General features: G+C 64.5%; 16 protein-coding genes. 10 read left to right on the top strand and 6 right to left on the bottom strand.

Going from position 1 to position 19,358, the window contains the following annotated elements:
* Positions 1–10 precede the first annotated feature (10 nt).
* The gene (locus tag QKY98_RS16210) at positions 11–1,171 is read right to left on the bottom strand and encodes an MFS transporter (protein ID WP_284671254.1); all 1,161 of its coding nucleotides are present in this window, start codon (positions 1,169–1,171) and stop codon (positions 11–13) included.
* Positions 1,171–1,704, bottom strand: coding sequence for a GNAT family N-acetyltransferase (locus tag QKY98_RS16205; RefSeq protein ID WP_115946441.1), 534 nt, complete (start codon positions 1,702–1,704; stop codon positions 1,171–1,173). Before QKY98_RS16205 ends, QKY98_RS16210 begins: the two co-directional genes overlap by 1 nt.
* 65 nt (positions 1,705–1,769) lie before the next feature.
* Here QKY98_RS16205 and QKY98_RS16200 point away from each other — a divergent pair, with 65 nt between their 5' ends.
* The 8 genes from QKY98_RS16200 to QKY98_RS16165 all read left to right on the top strand — a co-directional run bounded on the left by QKY98_RS16200 (position 1,770) and on the right by QKY98_RS16165 (position 10,254).
* Positions 1,770–2,693, top strand: a complete 924-nt coding sequence (locus QKY98_RS16200; protein WP_284671253.1) for a LysR family transcriptional regulator — start codon at positions 1,770–1,772, stop codon at positions 2,691–2,693.
* 69 nt (positions 2,694–2,762) lie between these two features.
* Positions 2,763–3,086 carry an ArsR/SmtB family transcription factor gene (locus tag QKY98_RS16195; RefSeq protein WP_267400189.1) on the top strand — a complete coding sequence of 108 codons (324 nt, stop codon included), beginning with the start codon at positions 2,763–2,765 and terminating at the stop codon, positions 3,084–3,086.
* A 79-nt stretch (positions 3,087–3,165) separates the two neighbouring features.
* Positions 3,166–4,212, top strand: coding sequence for an ACR3 family arsenite efflux transporter (gene arsB, locus QKY98_RS16190; protein ID WP_144957786.1), 1,047 nt, complete (start codon positions 3,166–3,168; stop codon positions 4,210–4,212).
* A complete protein-coding gene (gene arsC, locus QKY98_RS16185) occupies positions 4,209–4,634 on the top strand; it encodes an arsenate reductase (glutaredoxin) (protein WP_077172315.1) in 426 nt (141 codons plus the stop codon). The genes arsB and arsC overlap by 4 nt, the downstream gene beginning before the upstream one ends.
* A gap of 11 nt (positions 4,635–4,645) precedes the next feature.
* Positions 4,646–5,821 carry a chromate efflux transporter gene (gene chrA, locus QKY98_RS16180; protein ID WP_284671252.1) on the top strand — a complete coding sequence of 392 codons (1,176 nt, stop codon included), beginning with the start codon at positions 4,646–4,648 and terminating at the stop codon, positions 5,819–5,821.
* Positions 5,822–5,998: 177 nt separating this feature from the next.
* Entirely contained in the window at positions 5,999–7,243 is a 1,245-nt protein-coding gene (locus tag QKY98_RS16175; RefSeq protein WP_284671251.1) for a hypothetical protein, read from the top strand.
* A gap of 138 nt (positions 7,244–7,381) precedes the next feature.
* Positions 7,382–8,059, top strand: coding sequence for a type 1 glutamine amidotransferase domain-containing protein (locus QKY98_RS16170; RefSeq protein ID WP_077172314.1), 678 nt, complete (start codon positions 7,382–7,384; stop codon positions 8,057–8,059).
* Positions 8,060–8,307: 248 nt separating this feature from the next.
* Positions 8,308–10,254, top strand: coding sequence for a putative bifunctional diguanylate cyclase/phosphodiesterase (locus QKY98_RS16165; RefSeq protein ID WP_284671250.1), 1,947 nt, complete (start codon positions 8,308–8,310; stop codon positions 10,252–10,254).
* Positions 10,255–10,734: 480 nt separating this feature from the next.
* Here QKY98_RS16165 and QKY98_RS16160 read toward each other — a convergent pair whose 3' ends face one another.
* Together QKY98_RS16160 and QKY98_RS16155 are read right to left on the bottom strand one after the other, a co-directional pair.
* Positions 10,735–11,079, bottom strand: a complete 345-nt coding sequence (locus QKY98_RS16160; protein ID WP_081320917.1) for an antibiotic biosynthesis monooxygenase family protein — start codon at positions 11,077–11,079, stop codon at positions 10,735–10,737.
* Entirely contained in the window at positions 11,079–12,236 is a 1,158-nt protein-coding gene (locus QKY98_RS16155; RefSeq protein WP_284671249.1) for a cytochrome P450, read from the bottom strand. The genes QKY98_RS16160 and QKY98_RS16155 overlap by 1 nt, the downstream gene beginning before the upstream one ends.
* 73 nt (positions 12,237–12,309) lie before the next feature.
* On the opposite strand from QKY98_RS16155, the gene QKY98_RS16150 reads away from it, so the two are divergent.
* Positions 12,310–13,080: an ArsR/SmtB family transcription factor gene (locus QKY98_RS16150; protein WP_284671248.1), complete on the top strand. Its 771-nt coding sequence runs from the start codon at positions 12,310–12,312 to the stop codon at positions 13,078–13,080.
* Between the two features lie 487 nt (positions 13,081–13,567).
* On the opposite strand, the gene guaA is transcribed toward QKY98_RS16150, so the two are convergent.
* A complete protein-coding gene (gene guaA, locus QKY98_RS16145) occupies positions 13,568–15,145 on the bottom strand; it encodes a glutamine-hydrolyzing GMP synthase (RefSeq protein ID WP_027598294.1) in 1,578 nt (525 codons plus the stop codon).
* Between the two features lie 227 nt (positions 15,146–15,372).
* Positions 15,373–16,842 (bottom strand): IMP dehydrogenase, encoded by a 1,470-nt coding sequence (gene guaB / locus QKY98_RS16140; RefSeq protein ID WP_007160653.1) that lies wholly within the window; start codon positions 16,840–16,842, stop codon positions 15,373–15,375.
* A gap of 165 nt (positions 16,843–17,007) precedes the next feature.
* Between guaB and QKY98_RS16135 the strand changes: the two genes are divergently transcribed.
* Positions 17,008–19,134: a TonB-dependent siderophore receptor gene (locus QKY98_RS16135; protein WP_284671247.1), complete on the top strand. Its 2,127-nt coding sequence runs from the start codon at positions 17,008–17,010 to the stop codon at positions 19,132–19,134.
* The last annotated feature ends 224 nt before the right edge of the window (positions 19,135–19,358 follow it).

The following is a 19,358-nucleotide window of genomic DNA, read 5'->3' as shown; positions in this document are numbered from 1 at the left end:
CGCGCCCGCCTCAGGCCGGCGCCGGACGCCGCCGGCCGAGCAGCCCCAGCGCGGCCAGGGTCACGCCCAGGCTGACCAGCAGGCAAAGCCCGAGCAGACCACGACCCCCCCAACTTTCCCGCGCCAGGGCATAGCACCAGGGCGCGGCCGCCGAGAGCAGAAAGCTCGGCGCCAGCAGCTTGCCGGTCAGCCGCGCATAGAGCGCCCGGTCGAACAGTTCCAGCGGCAGGCTGGCTCGCAGCACCGCCACCAGGCCGTTGAGGGCGCCATAGAGAAAGACGAAGCCGGCGGTGAGGCCCAGGTGGCCTTCGCTCGCCAGCGCCAGGGCGAAACTCAGCGGCAGGCCCAGGCCCAGCAACAGATTGAGCTGGCGCGCCGAAAGCCGCTGCCCGGAGGCCAGTTCCGCCAGCCGCGCGCAGACCTGGCCGATCCCCCACAGCGCCGCCACCCCCACCGGCACCCCACGCTCGGCCAGCAGTGCCGGCAGATGCGCCGACAGTCCCGCCGAAAGAAAGCCGATCAAGGCCATCCCGGTGGCGAACAGTACCCTGGCCAGGCGTGGCGAGCCGCCCGCCGCCGCGACGGGCACCTCGGCACTGGGCAGGCATCCCCGTACATTGGGCAGCGGCAGAAGCAACAGCAGCCCGGCCAGGGCGATGCCGGCATAGACCACCAGCCCCAGGCGCCAGCCCAGCCCCTCCAGCAGCCAATGTCCCAATGGCCAGAACACCGCCGAGGCCAATCCACCGAGCAGGGTGATGCGCACCATCACCGCCCGCGACCGCTCGCCGGCCAGCCGCGCCAGGGTGGCGAAGGCGGCGTCGTACAGCGACAGGCGCATGCCCACGCCCAGGGTCACCCAGGCCAGGTAGAACAGCGGCGCCGACTGGGCCGCGGCCAGGCCCAGGCAGCCCAGGGCATCGAGCACCAGGCCGAGTTGCAGGGTGCGACAGCCACCCAGGCGTTCGATCACCGCGCCGCTGAAGGGCGAGACCAGGCCCATGGTCAGCATCGCCAGGGAAAAGCCGCCATAGACCCAGCGCGCGTCCCAGCCCAGCCCCGCGGCCATCGCCGGGCCATAGACCCCGGGCAGATAGAAGGCCAGGCCCCAGGCCAGCAACTGCATCAGCCCCAGTTGCCAGATGGCGCGATCGCTCGGCATCGGCGTCATCAGCGCGTACCCGGGGTCCGCTCGCCCTCACCCAGGCTGCGCTGCATCAGCACCGTGTCCACCCAGCGCCCGTGCTTGAAGCCCACCGCCTCGAAGGTGCCGACGGTGCGAAAGCCCAGCCGCTGATGCAGGGCGATGGAGCCCTGGTTGGCGCTGTCGCCGATCACCGCCACCAGCTGGCGAAAGCCCGCTGCCGTGCAGGCCGCGACGATCTCTTCCAGCAGGCGGCGGCCAATGCCCTGGCCGCCCAGGCCGTCGCGCACGTACACCGAGTCTTCCGCGGTGTGGCGATAGGCCGGGCGCGGGCGATAGAGCACCGCATAGGCATAGCCGACCACCTCGCCCTCCAGCTCGGCCACCCGGTAAGGCAGCCCGACCTGGCGCACCGCGGCCAGGCGGCGGCCCAGCTCGGCCAGGTCCGGCGGTTCCAGCTCGAAGCTGGCGCAGCCATGCAGCACGTGCGGGGCATAGATGGCCTGGATGGCCGGCAGATCGGCAGGGGTGGCATCGCGCAACAGCAGAGCGGTGTTCACGGGAGAGGTCCATTCACGGGATCGATAGGGCGATCATGCCGGGACGGCCAGCCAAAGATAAAGCTATGCTCGGTTATCACCGGTATAAGCGAAACCTTGGCATGGCCGACCTCAACCTCACTCAGCTGGAGACCTTCGTCCAGGTCGTCGCCACCGGCAGCTTTTCCGCCGCGGCCGATCGCCTGGGGCTGAGCCAGCCGGCGGTCAGCCTGCAGATCCGCCAGCTGGAGCGACGCCTGGGTCTCAAGCTGCTGGAGCGCCTGGGGCGCGGTCTCAAGCCCACCGCCGCGGGTCGTCTGCTGCTGGATCACGCCGAACGGATCCAGACCGCGGTGGACCAGGCCCTACAGGCCCTCTCCAGCCATGGCGAGACGGTCGCCGGCCGGGTCGCCATCGGCACCGGCGCCACCGCCTGCATCCACCTCCTGCCGCCGCTGCTGGGCCAGTTGCGCCAGCGCTTTCCGCAGCTGGATGTGCGGGTCAGCACCGGCAACACCCTGGACGTCCTGCGGGCGGTGGAAGACAACCGCCTCGACCTGGGCCTGGTCACCCTGCCCGCCAGCGGTCGCAACCTGCAGGTGGAACCCCTGCTGGAGGATGCCTTCGTCGCCCTGCTGCCCCCCGCCAGTCCCCTGCCAGCGCGCGCGCTGGCGCCAGCCGACCTGGCCGAGACGCCGCTGCTGGCCTTCGAGACCGGCAGCAGCACCCGGCTGCTGATCGACGACTGGTTTCGCCGCGCTGGCCAGGCCAGTCGACCGGTGATGGAGCTGGGCAGCATCGAAGCGCTCAAGGAACTGGTGGCCGCCGGCCTCGGCTACAGCCTGGTGCCCGGCATCGCCGTGGCCACCGAGCACCATCGCCACGGACTACAGGTTCAGCCGCTGGCACCGCCCCTGACCCGCACCCTGGCCCTGGTGCTGCGCCGCGACAAACCGCTGAGTCGCCCGCTGCAGCAGGTACTGGAAGCGTTGCGACAGCTGCGCCGCTGATAGGGGCTCGACCAGACGCCCACCACGCCCTATCATTCAATGATTCAACGATCCTTGTACTATTGAACCATGAATGAAGAGCTTGCCGTTTCCGCCCTCGCCGCCCTCGCCCACGCCCAGCGCCTGAAGGTCTTCCGCGCCCTGGTGGTCGCGGGCACGACCGGCCTTACCCCCAGCCAGTTGGCCGATCAGCTCGAGGTAGCCCGCAGCAACCTCTCCTTCCACCTCAAGGAACTGGCCAATGCCGGTCTGGTTTCGGTGGAACAGCAGGGCCGCAATCTCATCTATCGCGCGGCCTATGACCAGATGAATGCCCTGCTCGGCTACCTGACCGAGCACTGTTGCGCCGGCGATGATTGCGCGGTCAGCGCATCGCCGCGCTGCTCCTGCTGACCTCCGTCCCTCCACCGCCAACCACAAGACCAGGCCCGCCATGCACAGTCCCCCCGCCTGCCCCCCGGCAGCACCCGCCATGAACACCTTCGAGCGTTATCTCAGCCTCTGGGTCGCGCTCTGCATCCTCGCCGGCATCGCCCTCGGCCAGCTGGCTCCGGGCCTGTTCCGCGCTATCGGCCGGATCGAGGTGGCCCAGGTCAATCTGCCGGTCGGCCTGCTGATCTGGATCATGATCGTGCCGATGCTGCTGAAGGTGGATTTCAGCGCCCTCGGCCAGGTGCGCCAGCACTGGCGCGGGATCGGCGTCACCCTGTTCGTCAACTGGGCGGTCAAGCCCTTCTCCATGGCGCTGCTCGCCTGGCTGTTCATTCGCGAGCTCTTCGCGCCCTGGCTGCCGACGGAGCAACTGGACAGCTACATCGCCGGGCTCATCCTGCTGGCAGCGGCGCCCTGCACCGCCATGGTCTTCGTCTGGAGTCGACTCACCCAGGGCGATCCGCTGTTCACCCTGTCCCAGGTCGCGCTGAACGACACCCTCATGGTCTTCGCCTTCGCCCCCATCGTCGGCCTGTTGCTGGGCCTGTCGTCGATCACGGTGCCCTGGGCCACGCTGCTGCTTTCGGTGGTTCTCTACCTGGTGCTGCCGGTGATCCTCGCCCAGCTCTGGCGGCGGGCGCTGCTGCGCCAGGGTCAGGCCGCCTTCGACCGCACCCTGGCCCGTCTGGGCCCTCTCTCGATGGCCGCCCTGCTGGCAACCCTGGTGCTGCTGTTCGCCTTCCAGGGCGAGGCCATCCTGGCGCAGCCGCTGGTGATCGCCCTGCTGGCCGTGCCCATCCTGATCCAGGTGCTGTTCAATTCGGCCCTGGCCTACTGGCTGAATCGCCTGGTGGGCGAGAGCCACAGCGTGGCCTGTCCCTCGGCGCTGATCGGCGCCAGCAACTTCTTCGAACTGGCGGTGGCCGCCGCCATCAGCCTGTTCGGCTTCCACTCGGGCGCCGCCCTGGCTACCGTGGTGGGCGTCCTGATCGAGGTACCGCTGATGCTGCTGGTCGTGCGCCTGGTGAACGGCTCGCGTGGCTGGTACGAACGGGGTGCCCCTTCCCACCGTCGAGACCGTCCATGAACAGCGCCATCACGATCTACCACAACCCCGCCTGCGGCACCTCGCGCAACGTGCTGGGCCTGATTCGCAACAGCGGCGTCGAGCCGACGGTCATCCACTACCTGGAGACACCGCCCGACCGGGCGCAGCTGGAGCGGCTGATCGCCGACCTGGGCATGCCGGTGCGCGAGCTGCTGCGTCAGAAGGGTACGCCCTACGCCGAGCTGGGCCTGGACGATCCGCAGCTGGATGACGCGGCCCTGATCGCCGCCATGCTGCAGCATCCCCTGCTGATCAATCGACCCATCGTGGTGACCCCCCTGGGTACCCGCCTCTGCCGGCCCTCGGAACGGGTGCTGGAGATCCTGCCCGAGCCGCAGCGCGGTCCCTTCGTCAAGGAGGATGGCGAGGTGGTGGTTCCCTCTGCGGCGCCGCGCGGCTGATCGAGGCCCCCATGCGCGACATCGCCCGCGATAAGGACGGCGCCTGGCAGGTCTTCCTGATCTTCCTGCGCCTGGGCTGCACCAGCTTTGGCGGCCCCATCGCCCACCTCGGCTACTTCCGCCAGGCCTTCGTCACGCGGCGCCAGTGGCTGGACGAAGCCGCCTATGCCGAGCTGGTTGCCCTCTGCCAGCTGCTGCCCGGCCCGACCAGCAGCCAGGTCGGCATGGCCCTGGGCCTGGGGCGTGCCGGTGGCTGGGGTCTGCTGGCGGCCTGGCTGGGTTTCACACTGCCCTCCGCCCTGCTGCTGATCCTGTTCGCCCTGGGCCTCGCCCACTTTCCGGGATTGGCCGACTCGGGCGCGGTGCATGGGCTCAAGGTCTTTGCCGTGGCGGTGGTGGCCCAGGCGGTCTGGAGCATGGGCCGCAGCCTGTGCCCGGATACCTCGCGCCGCGTCCTGGCGCTGGTCGTCGCCGGCCTGGCGCTCTGGCTGCCCGGTTCGGCGGGCCAGCTGCTGGGCCTGGGTCTGGCCGCCCTGGTCGGGCGCCTGGCCCTGGCGCCCGCCGCCACGCCGCCGGCCCCGAGCCTGCAAACGGGACTCTCCCGACGCCTGGGTGTGATCGCACTGCTGCTGTTCCTGCTGCCGCTGCTGCTCTTACCCGTCTGGGACAACCTGGCCGCGGGTGTCTATCGCACCGGCGCCCTGGTGTTCGGCGGTGGCCACGTGGTGCTGCCGCTGCTGCAGGCGGTGGTGGTGCCCAGCGGCCTGGTCAGCGACAGCCAGGTCATGGCCGGCTACGGCCTGGCCCAGGCGGTGCCCGGACCGCTATTCACCTTTGCCGCCTACCTGGGGGCCCTAGTGCCCGCGGCCCTGCCCGCCTGGCTCAATGGCCTGTTCTGGACCCTGCTGATCTTTCTGCCCGGCGCCCTGCTCCTGCTCGCGGCCCTGCCCTTCTGGCAGTCGCTGCGCCAGCACCCCGGCTGGCAACGCCTGCTGACCGGACTCAACGCCGGGGTGGTCGGTCTGCTGCTCGCGGCGCTCTACGATCCGGTGTGGACGGGGGCGATCCGCAGCCTGACGGATGTCGTCCTGGCCGCCCTGGCCCTGGCGCTGCTCCTGCGCACCCGCTGGTCACCGGTGCTGATCGCGCTGCTGGTCGCCTTAATCGTCTGCCTATTGAACTTTTAGCGCACTACCGTTTAGCGGCATCCCACTAGTGGCCCGATGAAATTGCGGCGTGGTTCGCTGTAGCTCCGTGGAAAGCTAGGCACTGTCGGCGTGACGTTCAGCTGTGTGAAACGTCTTGCCCTGCGCGAGAACGTGTCCAGCGAGCGCAAGGCCTGACCTGCATTAAGGATGACCGCAATGACCTACAAGAACCCCCTGGACACCCCCGCTCCCCTGTTCACCGCCGCCGCCACCACCAAGGCGCCGCTGACCGCCGCCCCCGCCAAGCCGGCCGGCATCTCTGACGGCGTCACCTACTACGCCTTCCAGAGCCAGCCGCGGCTGACCCTCGACATCAATACCGCGCCCGAATACGTTGGCTTCGCCAAGACCTTCGATGCCAAGGGCCCCCACTATGCGGCCGGCTCGACCCTGAACGAGCTGACCCTGACCGGGCATTGGGAAGGCCAGCTGACGCGCCTCGACGGCCATACCCGCGGCGCCACCGCCAGCGACGGCACCCTGGATTCGAGCATCACCAAGCTCACCGTCAGCCTCACCGACACCGCTGACAACCAGTTCCACGAAGGCGACATCATCACCCTCAACAACTTCGACGGCCTGCAGACCTTCGACGGCTCCAAGTCCACCGCCGGCCTGTCGATCGACTTCCTCAATGGCTACGAGCACGGCCTGGATCACCTCTATTCCAGCCAGAGCGCCTTCCTCAAGAGCGTGACCACCGGCAGCGGCAACGACCTGATTCAGGTCAGCACCATCGCCGCGCCGGAACTCGACAGCGTGGCCGCCCTGAGCAACTGCCGGGTCAAGACCCTTACCGTCGACAGCGGCGCCGGCAATGACCAGATCGGCGCCCATATTCAGCAGGCCGACATCGTCATCAAGGCCGGTGCCGGCAACGATTTCGTCGACCTGCTGTTCACCGAAGGGGTGGCTGCCCACAACGCCACGGTACGCGGCAACTATGGCCATGGCGCCACCGTCACCCTGGGTGAAGGCCGAGACACCCTCAGCCTGCTCACCTCCAGCCTGGTCAACTTCGACGGCTCCAGTAGCGCCGCTGCCAACCGCTCCCTGGCAGCCAACCACGTGACCGTGACCGACTACAACGCCAAGGATGACCAGATCGTCTTCGGCTCCTCGCTGTTCGTGGATTCGGCGGTCACCACCGTGGCGGACGCCACCCTCAAGGGCGCGACCAGCCTCTATGCCGCCCTGCAGCAGGTGGTCCAGAACACCACCGGCGACGCGCACGCTGCGGTCTTCCACTATGGCAAGGACACCTACGTCTTCCATGACGGCAGCGACCGCGGCCAGATCGACGCCTCGGACTCCTTGATCCAGCTGGTGGGTACGCACGACCTCACCGACGTGGCCTCCACCGTCGCCGCTGGCGAGCGCGGCATCGGCAACTGGGGCTGATGTCATACCGCTGCCCTGCCCCTTACTCCGGGCAGGGCAGCGAGCGCTGGTTCCCAGCGCTGGCCTTTCGAGGGCACTAGCCGGACGCATCCAGGGTCTGTCTAACCACACCCACCCCGCGTGCAAGAGGAAACCGAGATGAAGATCCTGATGGTCCTGACCTCCCATGACCAGCTCGGCGACACCGGCAAGAAAACCGGCTTCTGGCTGGAGGAATTCGCTGCTCCCTACTACGTCTTCAAGGACGCCGGAGCCGAGATCACCCTGGCCTCCCCCGCCGGCGGCCAACCGCCGCTGGACCCCAAGAGCGACGCCGCCGACGCCCAGACCGAGTCCACCGAACGCTTCAAGAACGATCCCGAGGCGCAGCAGGCCCTGGCCAGCACCGTCAAGCTCGCCGAGGTGCAGGCCGAGGACTACGACAGCGTCTTCTATCCCGGCGGCCACGGCCCGCTCTGGGACCTCGCCGAATCCCGCGACTCCATCGCCCTGCTCGAAGCCTTCGCCCAGGCCAACAAGCCCTTCGGGCTGGTCTGCCACGCCCCCGGCGTGCTGCGTCACGTCAAGGCCGCCGATGGCACCCCGCTGGTCAAGGGCCGTACCGTCACCGGCTTCACCAACAGCGAAGAAGCCGGCGTGCAACTCACCGACGTGGTGCCCTTCCTGGTGGAAGACGAACTCAAGAAGCTCGGCGCCCGCTACGAGAAGGGCCCGGACTGGGGCGAGTTCGTGGTCGAGGACGGCAACCTGGTCACCGGCCAGAATCCGGCCAGCTCGGAAGCCGCGGCAGACGCCTTGCTGACCAAGCTGGGTTAGGAACTGCGCACCTGAAAAAGCCCGCCAACTGGCGGGCTTTTTACTGCGCCCCGCCAACGCCTGCGCACGGCAGTTTTCCGCGCGGCGCCCCCGCTCTGCTGCCCAGGTGCCACTAGTCGTAAAGATTGCAGAATTCCTGGCGCCAGCCGACAGCCTCTCATGAGCGTAGCCTTAGCCCTGCGCCGCCCAGGCTGGAAAGGATATTCCGTGCAAGCTATTACCTGGTCGTATTTTCAGAGCCCTGCCCGATGAAGAGACTCCTGCTCGGCGTGCGCGCCCTGATGTCCGTGCCCAAGGACAATCCTGGCCTGGTCAAGGCGCAATACCTTGCGCTGTCGCGCCAGCTGCCGATGATGTACTTCATCTTGCTGACCAACACCCTGATGCTGGCCGGCACCCACTATGCCGTGGCGCCACGCTGGCTGGTGCTCTACTGCCCGCTGGTCATGACACTGTTCGGCGTGATCCGCGCGGCCGAGTGGTTCCGCACACGCAACCAGCCGCGCAGTCCGACGCAGATGCTCACGGCCCTGAAGCGCACCAACCGGCTGGCGCCCTTCGTGGCCTCGGCCTTCACCGCCTGGGCGCTGGCGCTGTTTCCCTATGGCGACAGCTACACCCAGGCGCATGTGGGCTTCTACATGGCGATCACCGTGATCGGCTGCATCTTCTGCATGATGCACCTGCTGCCCGCGGCCCTGGCCACCACCGCCGTGGTCAACACCGCCTTCGTGGTGTTCTTCGCCTCCACCACCATCAGCACCTTCGTGGCCACGGCGATCGACGTCCTGCTGGTGTCCATCGCCATGCTGGTCATCCTCAAGGCGCAGTACGGCGACTTCACCCGCCTGGTGAACATGCAGGCGCAGACGGCGAAACTCAGCGAGGAAAATCTCAAGCTGGCCAACCAGGACAGCCTGACCGGCCTCGCCAATCGGCGGCAATTCTTCTCCCGCCTTGATACGCTGCTGGCCGACGCGCGCGCCCAGGGGACCCGCCTGGCCGTGGGCCTGATCGACCTGGACGGCTTCAAGCCGGTCAACGATCTCTATGGTCATAGCGTGGGCGACCGACTGCTCCATCAGGTCGGCCAGCGCCTGAGCGCGCTGCTGGGCGAAGACGTCCACCTGGCCCGCCTGGGCGGCGACGAATTCAGCCTGATCATCACCGGGGTCTTGAGCGATGAGCAGCTGCGGGCGTTTGGCGAAAGGGTCTGCGCCAGCCTGCGCGAGCCCTTCCTGCTGGTGGACCTGCCCATCCAGATCAGTGGCTCGCTGGGCCTTGCCACCTTTCCCGACCAGGCCTTTTCCGCCACGGACGTCTATGAATACGCCGACTACGCCCTGTACCAGAGCAAGCGCCACCGTCCCGGCACGGCCTGCCTGTTCAGCACCGCCCATCGCCAGCAACTCAATCGCGAAGGCCTGACCGAACAGGCCCTGCGCCGGGCCGACCTGGAGCGCGAGTTCTACATGGTCTTCCAGCCCATCGTGGACATCCGCAGCAAGCAAACCGTGGCCTTCGAGGCCCTCGCCCGCTGGGAAAGCCCTGAGCTGGGCAACGTTCCGCCGGGTGATTTCATCGCCACCGCCGAGCGCGTCGGCATGGTCAATAGACTTACCCTGCCGCTGCTGAACAAGGCCCTGAACGCGGCCGCGCGCTGGCCCGCCGGCATCCGCCTGGCCTTCAACCTCTCCGCCCACGACTGTGCCTCCGAGGAAGCCGCCCAGCAGATCGTCGAACTGATCAAGCACAGCCCGTTCGACCCGGCCTGCCTCGACCTGGAAATCACCGAAACCGCCGCCATCCAGGACCTACCCCAGACCCAGCGCGCCATCAGCCGCTTCCGCGAACTGGGCTGCGGCATCTCCCTCGACGACTTCGGCACCGGCTATTCCAGCCTGAGCCAGATCCACGCACTGCCGCTGACCAAACTCAAGGTGGACCGCACCTTCGTCACAGACCTCCACCTCGACCCGGCCAGCTTCAAGATCGTCAAATCCCTGATCGCCCTGTGCCAGGACATGCAGCTGGAATGCATTGTGGAAGGGGTGGAGACGGTTACAGAACTGGGTGCGCTGAAGAATCTAGGCTGTACAAGGGCGCAGGGATATCTGTTCGCCAAGCCTATGAGGGCGAGTGAGATTAGGGGTTGGTTGGAGGGAGAGCATTTGGCTGAGGTGTTGGCGGTTTGACTCGTAGGGGGTATCAGGTGCGATAAGAGCTCTTATCCAAGCAGTGACCTCTGGCTTAGCCGAGTCCGTTCACAACCGTAATCCCGGAATACCTTGCCCCCGCTCGGGTTTACGCAGGCACTCATGCCACTTCATTCAGAAGCTTGAAGAAGTTTAGGTTAGGCCGATGAGTATGGGCTTAACCTTTCAGTCCTGTAGCCGGCGAAAAGCCGACGGAGACATACCGATTACGCAACACGCTCCGCCCGCCGGGCCTAGAACATGAGTACCGTGATGTGATCATTCCGTGGCTGCTGGCGGCAAAAAGCGAACGTAAACTAGCGACCGCTACCGACCCAAAGCTGCCGTTGTCGTAGGGCCACTAGCGGCCAGGTGCAGACACTTCCCGCCATGAAAATAGGGCCAAAAAGCAAACGGTGTAGCCCCTTTGAACTCAGCACATCACCCGTTTGCGTTGCACGGTTTGCGGAATGGAAACGATCAGGTATGAGCTTTCCTACTATCGCGCGGCGCTTGGGTCCGGTCTTCAAGACTGTAGTCTCGTACCACGTGGGCAATTCGCAGATGGTAGTCGTTGAAAACCTGCTCGCGGCCTGCTGATTGGGCCGCACGATGCAACTCAAGGCCGCGCCATCGTTGAACAGCTTCTTCGTCACGCCAAAATGACAGTGATAGTACTTTTTCTGGCTCACTCAGGCTTTGGAAACGCTCTACGGAGATGAAGCCATCCAATTCGGCCAGTAATGGTTTCAGTTCAGCGGCGAGGTCAAGGTAACGCTGGTATTGCCCTTCGCGTGGCCAGGCTTCAAAAATAACAGCGATCATCACCGGGCCTCCTCGGCGAGATAAAATTTAGGAATGCGCCCATTCAGCGACGGCAAATAGCTCCATCGATCCAATCGAACAGCGGAAGAAGGCTGACGTTGCAACCACTCCAATATCGCTTCAGAGGCAATCGTCAACGCCAGTTGCTGACCTGGGCATTCATGTCGCCCTAAGCCGAAGCTGAAGGCTCGTCTGTGGCTTCGCTTGAGCAAGAAGCTATCGGGGTCTGGGTTCAGGCCGGGATCCCGGTTTGCTGAAGCGAATAACACCAGAACAGTATCACCCGCCTCCAGGATGGTATCGCCAACAGTGCACCGCTTTGCAACGAATCGCCGGGTGTTTTGCACCGGCGAATCGTAGCGCGCTACCTCAGCCACCAGGTCTCCAACGAGGCTCCGCGCAGGCTGTCCGTGTCCAATCAGGTCTGGATTTCGGTGGAGCGCCACAAGCGTGTTGCCAATCAAGCCTGCAGTCGCTTCGCAGGTCTGAGACATCAAGCCGATCAGATTGGCAATCAGCGCTTCCTCGTCTGCCCATTCAATGGCCTTGCTCTCGCTGCGGATGCGAGCCAAAAAAGGACTTTCACTTCTATCGTCGCGCAGCAGCACGCTGAATATTCGGCTTAACTGCGTCGCACCAGAATGAGCTTCGTTGATCTGCGCTTCATCACTTAGTGGCGACAGGCAGGCCACAAAATTGCGTGTCAGCTTTGCGACTTCTTGCATGCGGGAAGATGGCAGCCCAATCAACGAAGCAATCACGCAAGCCGGCAACGTGAACATCAATTCGTCTGTAGTTTTGAGGGAATCACCAAGGGTCGTGACCACACGTGCCACCATGTCGGCAACACCTTTCATCTCGATAGATGCTAGTGCGGGCTCAATCACCATCCTCGGGCACCTATGTCGAGCGCCTTCATTCATACGCATCAACCGACCAAAAACATCTCCGGCGGCGCCTTGTGCAATGGCGGGAGGAATTGGCTCGTGCAGGGGGCGCACCCGACAATCGGGGCTCTCCAGAACGGCCTCGACCGCTTCGACCCCACTTGCAATCCATAAACCAAGATCTGCATCGAAGAACAATGCTTTCTGTTGCCTGAGGAGGGCGTAGTAACCATAGGGATCATCATGGGTGGCTGCTTCAAACGGCGTCATTTGCAAGTCCGGTTCACAAAGAACGGTTACTATCGGCTACTTTCCACGCTGACGATTCGCTCAGGAACGAAATATGGATTTCCGAGGTAATGAGCTTGCCCTTTCACGGATCGCCGGCGCTATTGCCGAACCTGCGAGGACGAAAATGCTTTGCTCGCTTATGGATGGTCACGCGCGAACCAGTACCGAAATGGCCGTCATCGCCGACGTAAGCACGTCCACCGCAAGCGCGCACTTGGCGAGACTCAAAGAGGACGGGTTGCTCAAGCTGCACACGCAGGGACGGCATCGTTATTACAGTCTGGCGGACATACAAGTGGCACAAGCTCTTGAAGCCCTTATGGTGGTGGGCCAGTCCGTGAGCCCGAGGTTTGTTTCAACCGCTCCTAACCGATTGCAGTTTGCGCGTACGTGCTATGACCACATGGCCGGAACCTTGGCAGTGCGTCTGCATGATCACTTCATCGAGTCAGGTTGGTTGACCAGCGCTGACGCTGATCACCGTGCATATCAACTGACTGATTGCGGCGAAGCAGCGATTGTTGGTTTGGATATCGAAATAGCGAAAGTAAAGGCACAGCGGCGCATGTTCGCTTGTTCGTGTCTGGACTGGAGCATGCGGCGCCCTCATTTGGGCGGTGCGCTTGGAGCAGCTTTGCTTCAGACAGTGTTGAACCGCAAATGGGTTATCCAAGACCTCGATAGCCGAGCACTTTCATTGACACCCAAAGGCAGAAAAGAGCTATCTGGCCGATTTGGTGTCACCTTTGGACATGCGGAACCGGAGAAAACAGACATAAGAAACATGACACGATTCACTGCTTCGGATTTACCGACGTCATGAGTGTTAATGTCTGCTTTGGGTCGTTAGCGGTCAGTCATGAATGATTGCTTTCGTCCCTGAGCCGTGTGTGCGGCCGGTCATGGCAAATGCAAACGGCTAGTCAGCGGCTATGAAAATTGTTCCGATGGGGAGCAATTCCCCCATCAAGCGACTAGTTTTAATGAACGGCAACCACGCAACCCACCCAATAGTCTCCCAGGTTGCCTGAGCGTCCATCCGTCAACCACAGCTGCCTAATCCTGCCCCATCGCACGACGCTGATCCCGCCACGACCCTCTTTTAAACGGTGCCCATACCCCTCTGCTGATGCACTGGGCATTTCTTGATTCAGTCAGGGTTGTAGCCCAACGGGTGCTAAAGAGGCTAGCCGTGCGGCGCAAGTCGTGGAGACTGCCAGGATTCACCCTCATCAAAAAACCAAAAGCCCGCAATTACGCGGGCTTTTGGTTTTCTCTGCGAGACTTACCGGCCTATGCCGGACGCGGGATCACTCCCACTCAATCGTCGCCGGCGGCTTGCTCGAGACGTCGTAGGTGACGCGGGAGATGCCGTCGATTTCGTTGATGATGCGGTTGGAGACCTTTTCCAGCAGCTCGTAGGGCAGATGGGCCCAGCGGGCGGTCATGAAGTCGATGGTTTCCACTGCGCGCAGGGCGACGACCCAGGCGTAGCGACGACCGTCGCCGACCACGCCGACGGATTTCACCGGCTGGAAGACGACGAAGGCCTGGCTGACCTTGTGGTACCAGTCGGCCTTGCGCAGTTCGGTGATGAAGATGTCGTCGGCCCGACGCAGCAGGTCGGCGTATTCCTTCTTCACTTCGCCGAGGATGCGCACGCCCAGGCCCGGACCCGGGAAGGGGTGGCGGTAGACCATGTCGTAGGGCAGGCCCAGTTCCAGACCGATCTTGCGCACCTCGTCCTTGAACAGTTCGCGCAACGGCTCGACCAGCTTGAGGTTCATCTCCTCGGGCAGGCCCCCGACGTTGTGGTGGGACTTGATGACATGGGCCTTGCCGGTCTTGGCGCCGGCCGACTCGATGACGTCGGGATAGATGGTGCCCTGGGCCAGGAACTTGATGTTGTCGAGCTTGCTGGCTTCGGCGTCGAAGACGTCGATGAAGGTGCGGCCGATGATCTTGCGCTTCTTCTCCGGGTCGGCTTCGCCTTCCAGGTTGGTCAGGAAGCGCTGCTCGGAGTTGGAGCGGATCACCTTGACGCCCATGTTCTCGGCGAACATGGCCATCACCTGGTCACCCTCGTGCAGGCGCAGCAGGCCGTTGTCGACGAAGACGCAGGTCAGCTGGTCGCCGATGGCCTTGTGCAGCAGGGCTGCGACCACGGAGGAGTCGACGCCGCCGGAGAGGCCCAGCAGCACGTTGGCGCTGCCGACCTGGGCGCGCACCTGGGCGATGGCGTCCTCGACGATGTTGGCCGGGGTCCAGAGGGCTTCGCAGCCGCAGATGTCCTTGAGGAAGCGCGAGAGGATGCGCCCGCCCTGCTTGGTGTGGGTCACCTCGGGGTGGAACTGCACGCCGTACCAGCCGCGCTCGTCGTCACCCATGGCGGCGATGGCGCAGCTGGGGGTGCTGGCGACGATGTGGAAGCCGTCCGGCAGCTTGCCGACCTTGTCGCCATGGCTCATCCAGACGTCCAGGCCAAGCACGCCGTCGTCGTCGATGTGGTCTTCGATGCCTTCGAGCAGGCGGCTCTTGCCGACCACGTCGACCTTGGCGTAGCCGAATTCACGGATGTTGGAGCCTTCGACCTTGCCGCCGAGCTGCTCGGCCATGGTCTGCATGCCGTAGCAGATGCCGAACAGGGGCACGCCCAGGTCGAACACCGCCTTGGGTGCGCGGGGGCTGCCAGCCTCATGGACCGACTCGGGACCACCGGCGAGGATGATGCCGCGCGGAGCGAAGGCACGGATGTCGGCGTCGTCCATGTCGAAGGGGTGCAGCTCGCAATAGACGCCCAGTTCGCGCACGCGGCGGGCGATGAGCTGGGTGTACTGGGAGCCGAAGTCGAGGATGAGGATGCGGTGGGCGTGGATGTCTTGGGACATGGCCAGGTCTCGATAGCGCTAGGTTCAGACGATTCGGGGCTGTGAGACAGCCCCGAATCGCAACGTAAGAACTAAGAGCCTGTTAAAAGTCCGCTGCGCGTCGGCCAAACCGCGTTGAAAATGGCTTCGGAATGCTCATTTACCCTTTGTAAACTCCGCTTCCTCAGCCATTTTCGCCTTGTTTGTCGCTAGCTCGCGGCGCTTTTAACAGGCTCTTGAATTAGGAATCAGCCCACGCGGTAGTTGGGCGCTTCCTTGGTGATCTGCACGTCGTGGACGTGGGATTCGGCCATGCCGGCGCCGGTGATGCGCACGAACTGCGGCTTGGTGCGCATCTGCTCGACGGTGGCGCAACCGGTGTAGCCCATGGAGGCGCGCAGGCCGCCCATCAGCTGGTGGATGATCGCCGCCAGCGGGCCCTTGTAGGGGACGCGGCCTTCGATGCCTTCGGGAACCAGCTTCTCGGCGCCGGAGGCGGAATCCTGGAAGTAGCGGTCGCTGGAGCCCTGGGTCTGGGACATGGCGCCCAGGGAGCCCATGCCGCGGTAGGACTTGTAGGAGCGGCCCTGGAACAGCTCGACCTCGCCCGGGGCCTCTTCGGTACCGGCGAACATGGAGCCCATCATCACGCAGTAGCCACCGGCGACGATGGCCTTGGACAGGTCACCGGAGAAGCGGATACCGCCGTCGGCGATCAGCGGGACGCCGGTGCCTTCGAGGGCGGCGGCGACGTTGGCGATGGCGGAGATCTGCGGCACGCCGACACCGGCGACGATGCGGGTGGTGCAGATGGAGCCCGGGCCGATGCCGACCTTGACCGCGTCGGCGCCGGCGTCAGCCAGGGCCTTGGCGGCTTCGGCGGTGGCGATGTTGCCGCCGATGACCTGGACTTGCGGGTAGGTCTCCTTGACCCAGCGCACGCGCTCGATCACGCCCTTGGAGTGACCGTGGGCGGTGTCGACCACGATGACGTCGACGCCGGCGGCGACCAGGGCGGCCACGCGCTCGGGGGTCTCGGCACCGGTACCGACGGCTGCGCCGACGCGCAGGCTACCGGCGTCGTCCTTGCTGGCGTTGGGGTAGGCCTTGGCCTTTTCGATGTCCTTGACGGTCATCATGCCCTTGAGGGCGAAGGCTTCGTCGACGATCAGCACCTTCTCGATGCGGTGCTTGTGCAGCAGCTCGCGGACTTCCTGCTTGTCGGCGCCTTCGCGCACGGTGACCAGGCGATCCTTGGGGGTCATGACTTCGCGCACCGGCACGTCGAGACGGGTCTCGAAGCGCACGTCGCGGGAGGTGACGATACCGACCAGGTCACGACCGGAGAGCACAGGAACACCGGAGATGTTGTGCATACGGGTCAGGTCGAACAGGTCGCGCACGCTGGCGTCGGCGTCGATGGTGATGGGGTCCTTCACCACGCCGGCCTCGAAGCGCTTGACCTTGCGGACTTCCGCGGCCTGCTGCTCGACGGTCATGTTCTTGTGGATGATGCCGATGCCGCCTTCCTGGGCCATGGCGATGGCCAGACGGGACTCGGTCACGGTGTCCATGGCGGCGGACACCAGGGGAATGTTCAGCTCGATGCCACGGGTCAGGCGGGTCTTGAGACTGACGTCTTTCGGCAGGACATCCGAATAGCCGGGGATGAGGAGAACGTCGTCGAACGTCAGGGCTTCTTGGCTGATGCGCAGCATGGCGGGCGCTCCCGGGCGGGAAAATTTAGGAGCGCGACATTATACCTGCGCTTGGGGATGGGCGGCAACGGACCTGGACACCAACGGTAAGAGGATTCGATTTACGTGAGAATGACTATCAACATAGAATCGCCGCCACTTTCCCCGCCCCTCTCGAGATCGCCCTTGAACACGCCGCCCAGAGCCCTTCGCCGTTTTGCGCCCTTCGCCTTCAGCACCCTGGCCCTGGCGACCAGTTCGGGCCTCCTGGCCGCGGAAAACGCCAGCCTCGCCCCCATGGACATTTCCGCCCCGGCGACGGAGGCCGACCAGGGCTATCGCGCGACCCGGGCCTCGACCGCGAGCAAGAGCGATGTGCCGATCAAGGAAGAGGCGCAGTCGGTGCAGGTGGTAACACCCGAGACCATTGGCGATTTCGAGGTGCGCAGCCTGGATGACGCCATGAAGTTCATCAGCGGCGTGACCCAGAGCAATACCCTCGCAGGTACCAAGGACAGCTTCGTCAAGCGCGGCTTCGGCACCAACGCCGATGGCTCCATCCTGCGCGATGGCGTCCGCTCAAGCCTGTCGCACAACTTCGATGCCACCGCCGAGCGCGTGGAAGTCCTGAAGGGCCCCGCCTCTCTGCTCTATGGCGCCCTGGAGCCCGGCGGCCTGATCAACGTGGTCAGCAAACAGCCGCAATATCAGCAACGCACCCGGCTCAGTGGTTCGGCCTACAGCGAAGGCGGCGGCAATCTGGGGCTGGACACCACCGGCCCGATTGGCGATACCGGCCTGGCCTACCGGCTGGTCACCGAACGCCAGAGCGAGGACTATTGGCGCAACTATGGCGTCAGCCAGCACACCCTGGTGGCGCCGTCGCTGTCCTGGACCGGCGAGCGCGCCAGCCTGACCCTGGCCTATTCCTACAACGACTACAGCGGCCCGGTGGATCGCGGCACCGTGTTCGTCAACGGCCATCCGGCCAGCGTCGACTACAACAAGCGACTGGACGAGAAATGGGCGAAGGGCGACGGCATCACCGAGACCGCCAGTGCCCGTTTCGAGTATCAGCTCAGCGACGACTGGAAGACCCGGCTGATCTATGCCTGGAACAACGATCGCTACAGCCTGGACTTCGCCCAGCCGGTCTCTCTGGCCGCCAACGGTAACCTGCTGCGGACTGCCAATGGCGCCAACTACGACTATGAAACCCAGTACACCAGCTGGGACTTCATCGGCAGTCAGGAGTTGTTCGGCCAGCGTCATGAGCTGCTGGTGGGCATCGACCACGAAGAGAACAGTCAGTACCGCGGCAAGACCTACCGCAACAACACGGGCTCCCGCCGCAACATCAATATCTTCGCGCCGGTGTACGGCAACCTGGCGGCGCCCAGCCTGCTCAGCGCAGCCCAGAGCGATCAGGATAGCGACCTGGATTCGACGTCCCTCTACTTCAAGGACAACTGGCACCTGAATGATCGCTGGATTCTGGTGCTCGGCGGGCGCTATCAGCAATTCGACCAGTACGCCGCTCAGGGCCTGGGCAACACCCATGTGGTCAACCTGGACAAGCGCGATCATGCCGTGGTGCCGCTGGCCGGACTAGTGTTCAAGGCGACCGAGGACCTGTCGCTGTACGGCAACTACAGCCGCTCCTTCGTCCCCAACACCACGGTGGACGACCGCGGTACCACCTTCGATCCCGAAGAAGGCCGCAGCTTCGAGGTCGGCGCCAAGTACGACCTGACGCCGGGGCTGAACCTGAACGTCGCGCTCTACGACATCGAGAAGAAGAACGTCGTCACCACCACTAGCGTGAATGGCGTAAGCATCGGCGAAGCCGCCGGCAAGGTCGGCTCACGAGGCGTGGAGGTGGATCTCACCGGTCGCCTGGCCGAGCGCTGGGACATGATCGCCACCTATGCCTACAACAAGACCAAGGTGCTGGATGACCCCAGCAATGAGGGTAATCGTCTGACCCAGGCACCCGAGCACATGGGAAGCCTGTATCTGACCCATCACCTGCAAGTGCGTTCGAACCTGGGCGACTGGCGTCTGGGCGGCGGCGCCCGCTACGTCGGCGAACGGGCCGGCGATACGGCCAACAGCTTCTACATGAGCAGCTACACCGTGGCCGACGCCTTCCTGCGCTGGGACCTGCCGGTGACCGGCTACCAGACCCGCCTGCAGCTCAACGTCGACAACCTGTTCGACAAGCAGTACTACCCATCGAGCGCCAACAGCCCGCTGCAGGTCGCGGTGGGCGAGCCGCGGACGGCGCGGTTGAGTGCCAGCGTGAGCTTTTGATCTAAAGGATACGCGTACCTCTTAGCCCTCAGCGTGCGAAAACCGGCCGAGGGCTGAAAGGTACGATCCCCTCTTCCGGCACCGTCCTTCAGCGCCAACGAATGAGGCATGGTTCACTGACGGGGCGTGGAAAGGCAGGCACTGTCCAGTCCACGTTCGTTTGTTCAAGTCGTTTGCTCCCCTGAGCAAGTTCAGCGAGCGCTCAACCTGACTTTCACCAAGGA

Source organism: Pseudomonas sp. HR1 (genome assembly GCF_030175875.1).
In the GTDB taxonomy this organism is placed as follows: domain Bacteria; phylum Pseudomonadota; class Gammaproteobacteria; order Pseudomonadales; family Pseudomonadaceae; genus Chryseomonas; species Chryseomonas oryzihabitans.
Note: the sequence above shows the minus strand (reverse complement) of the source record. Positions and strands in the feature narration are given on the sequence as shown.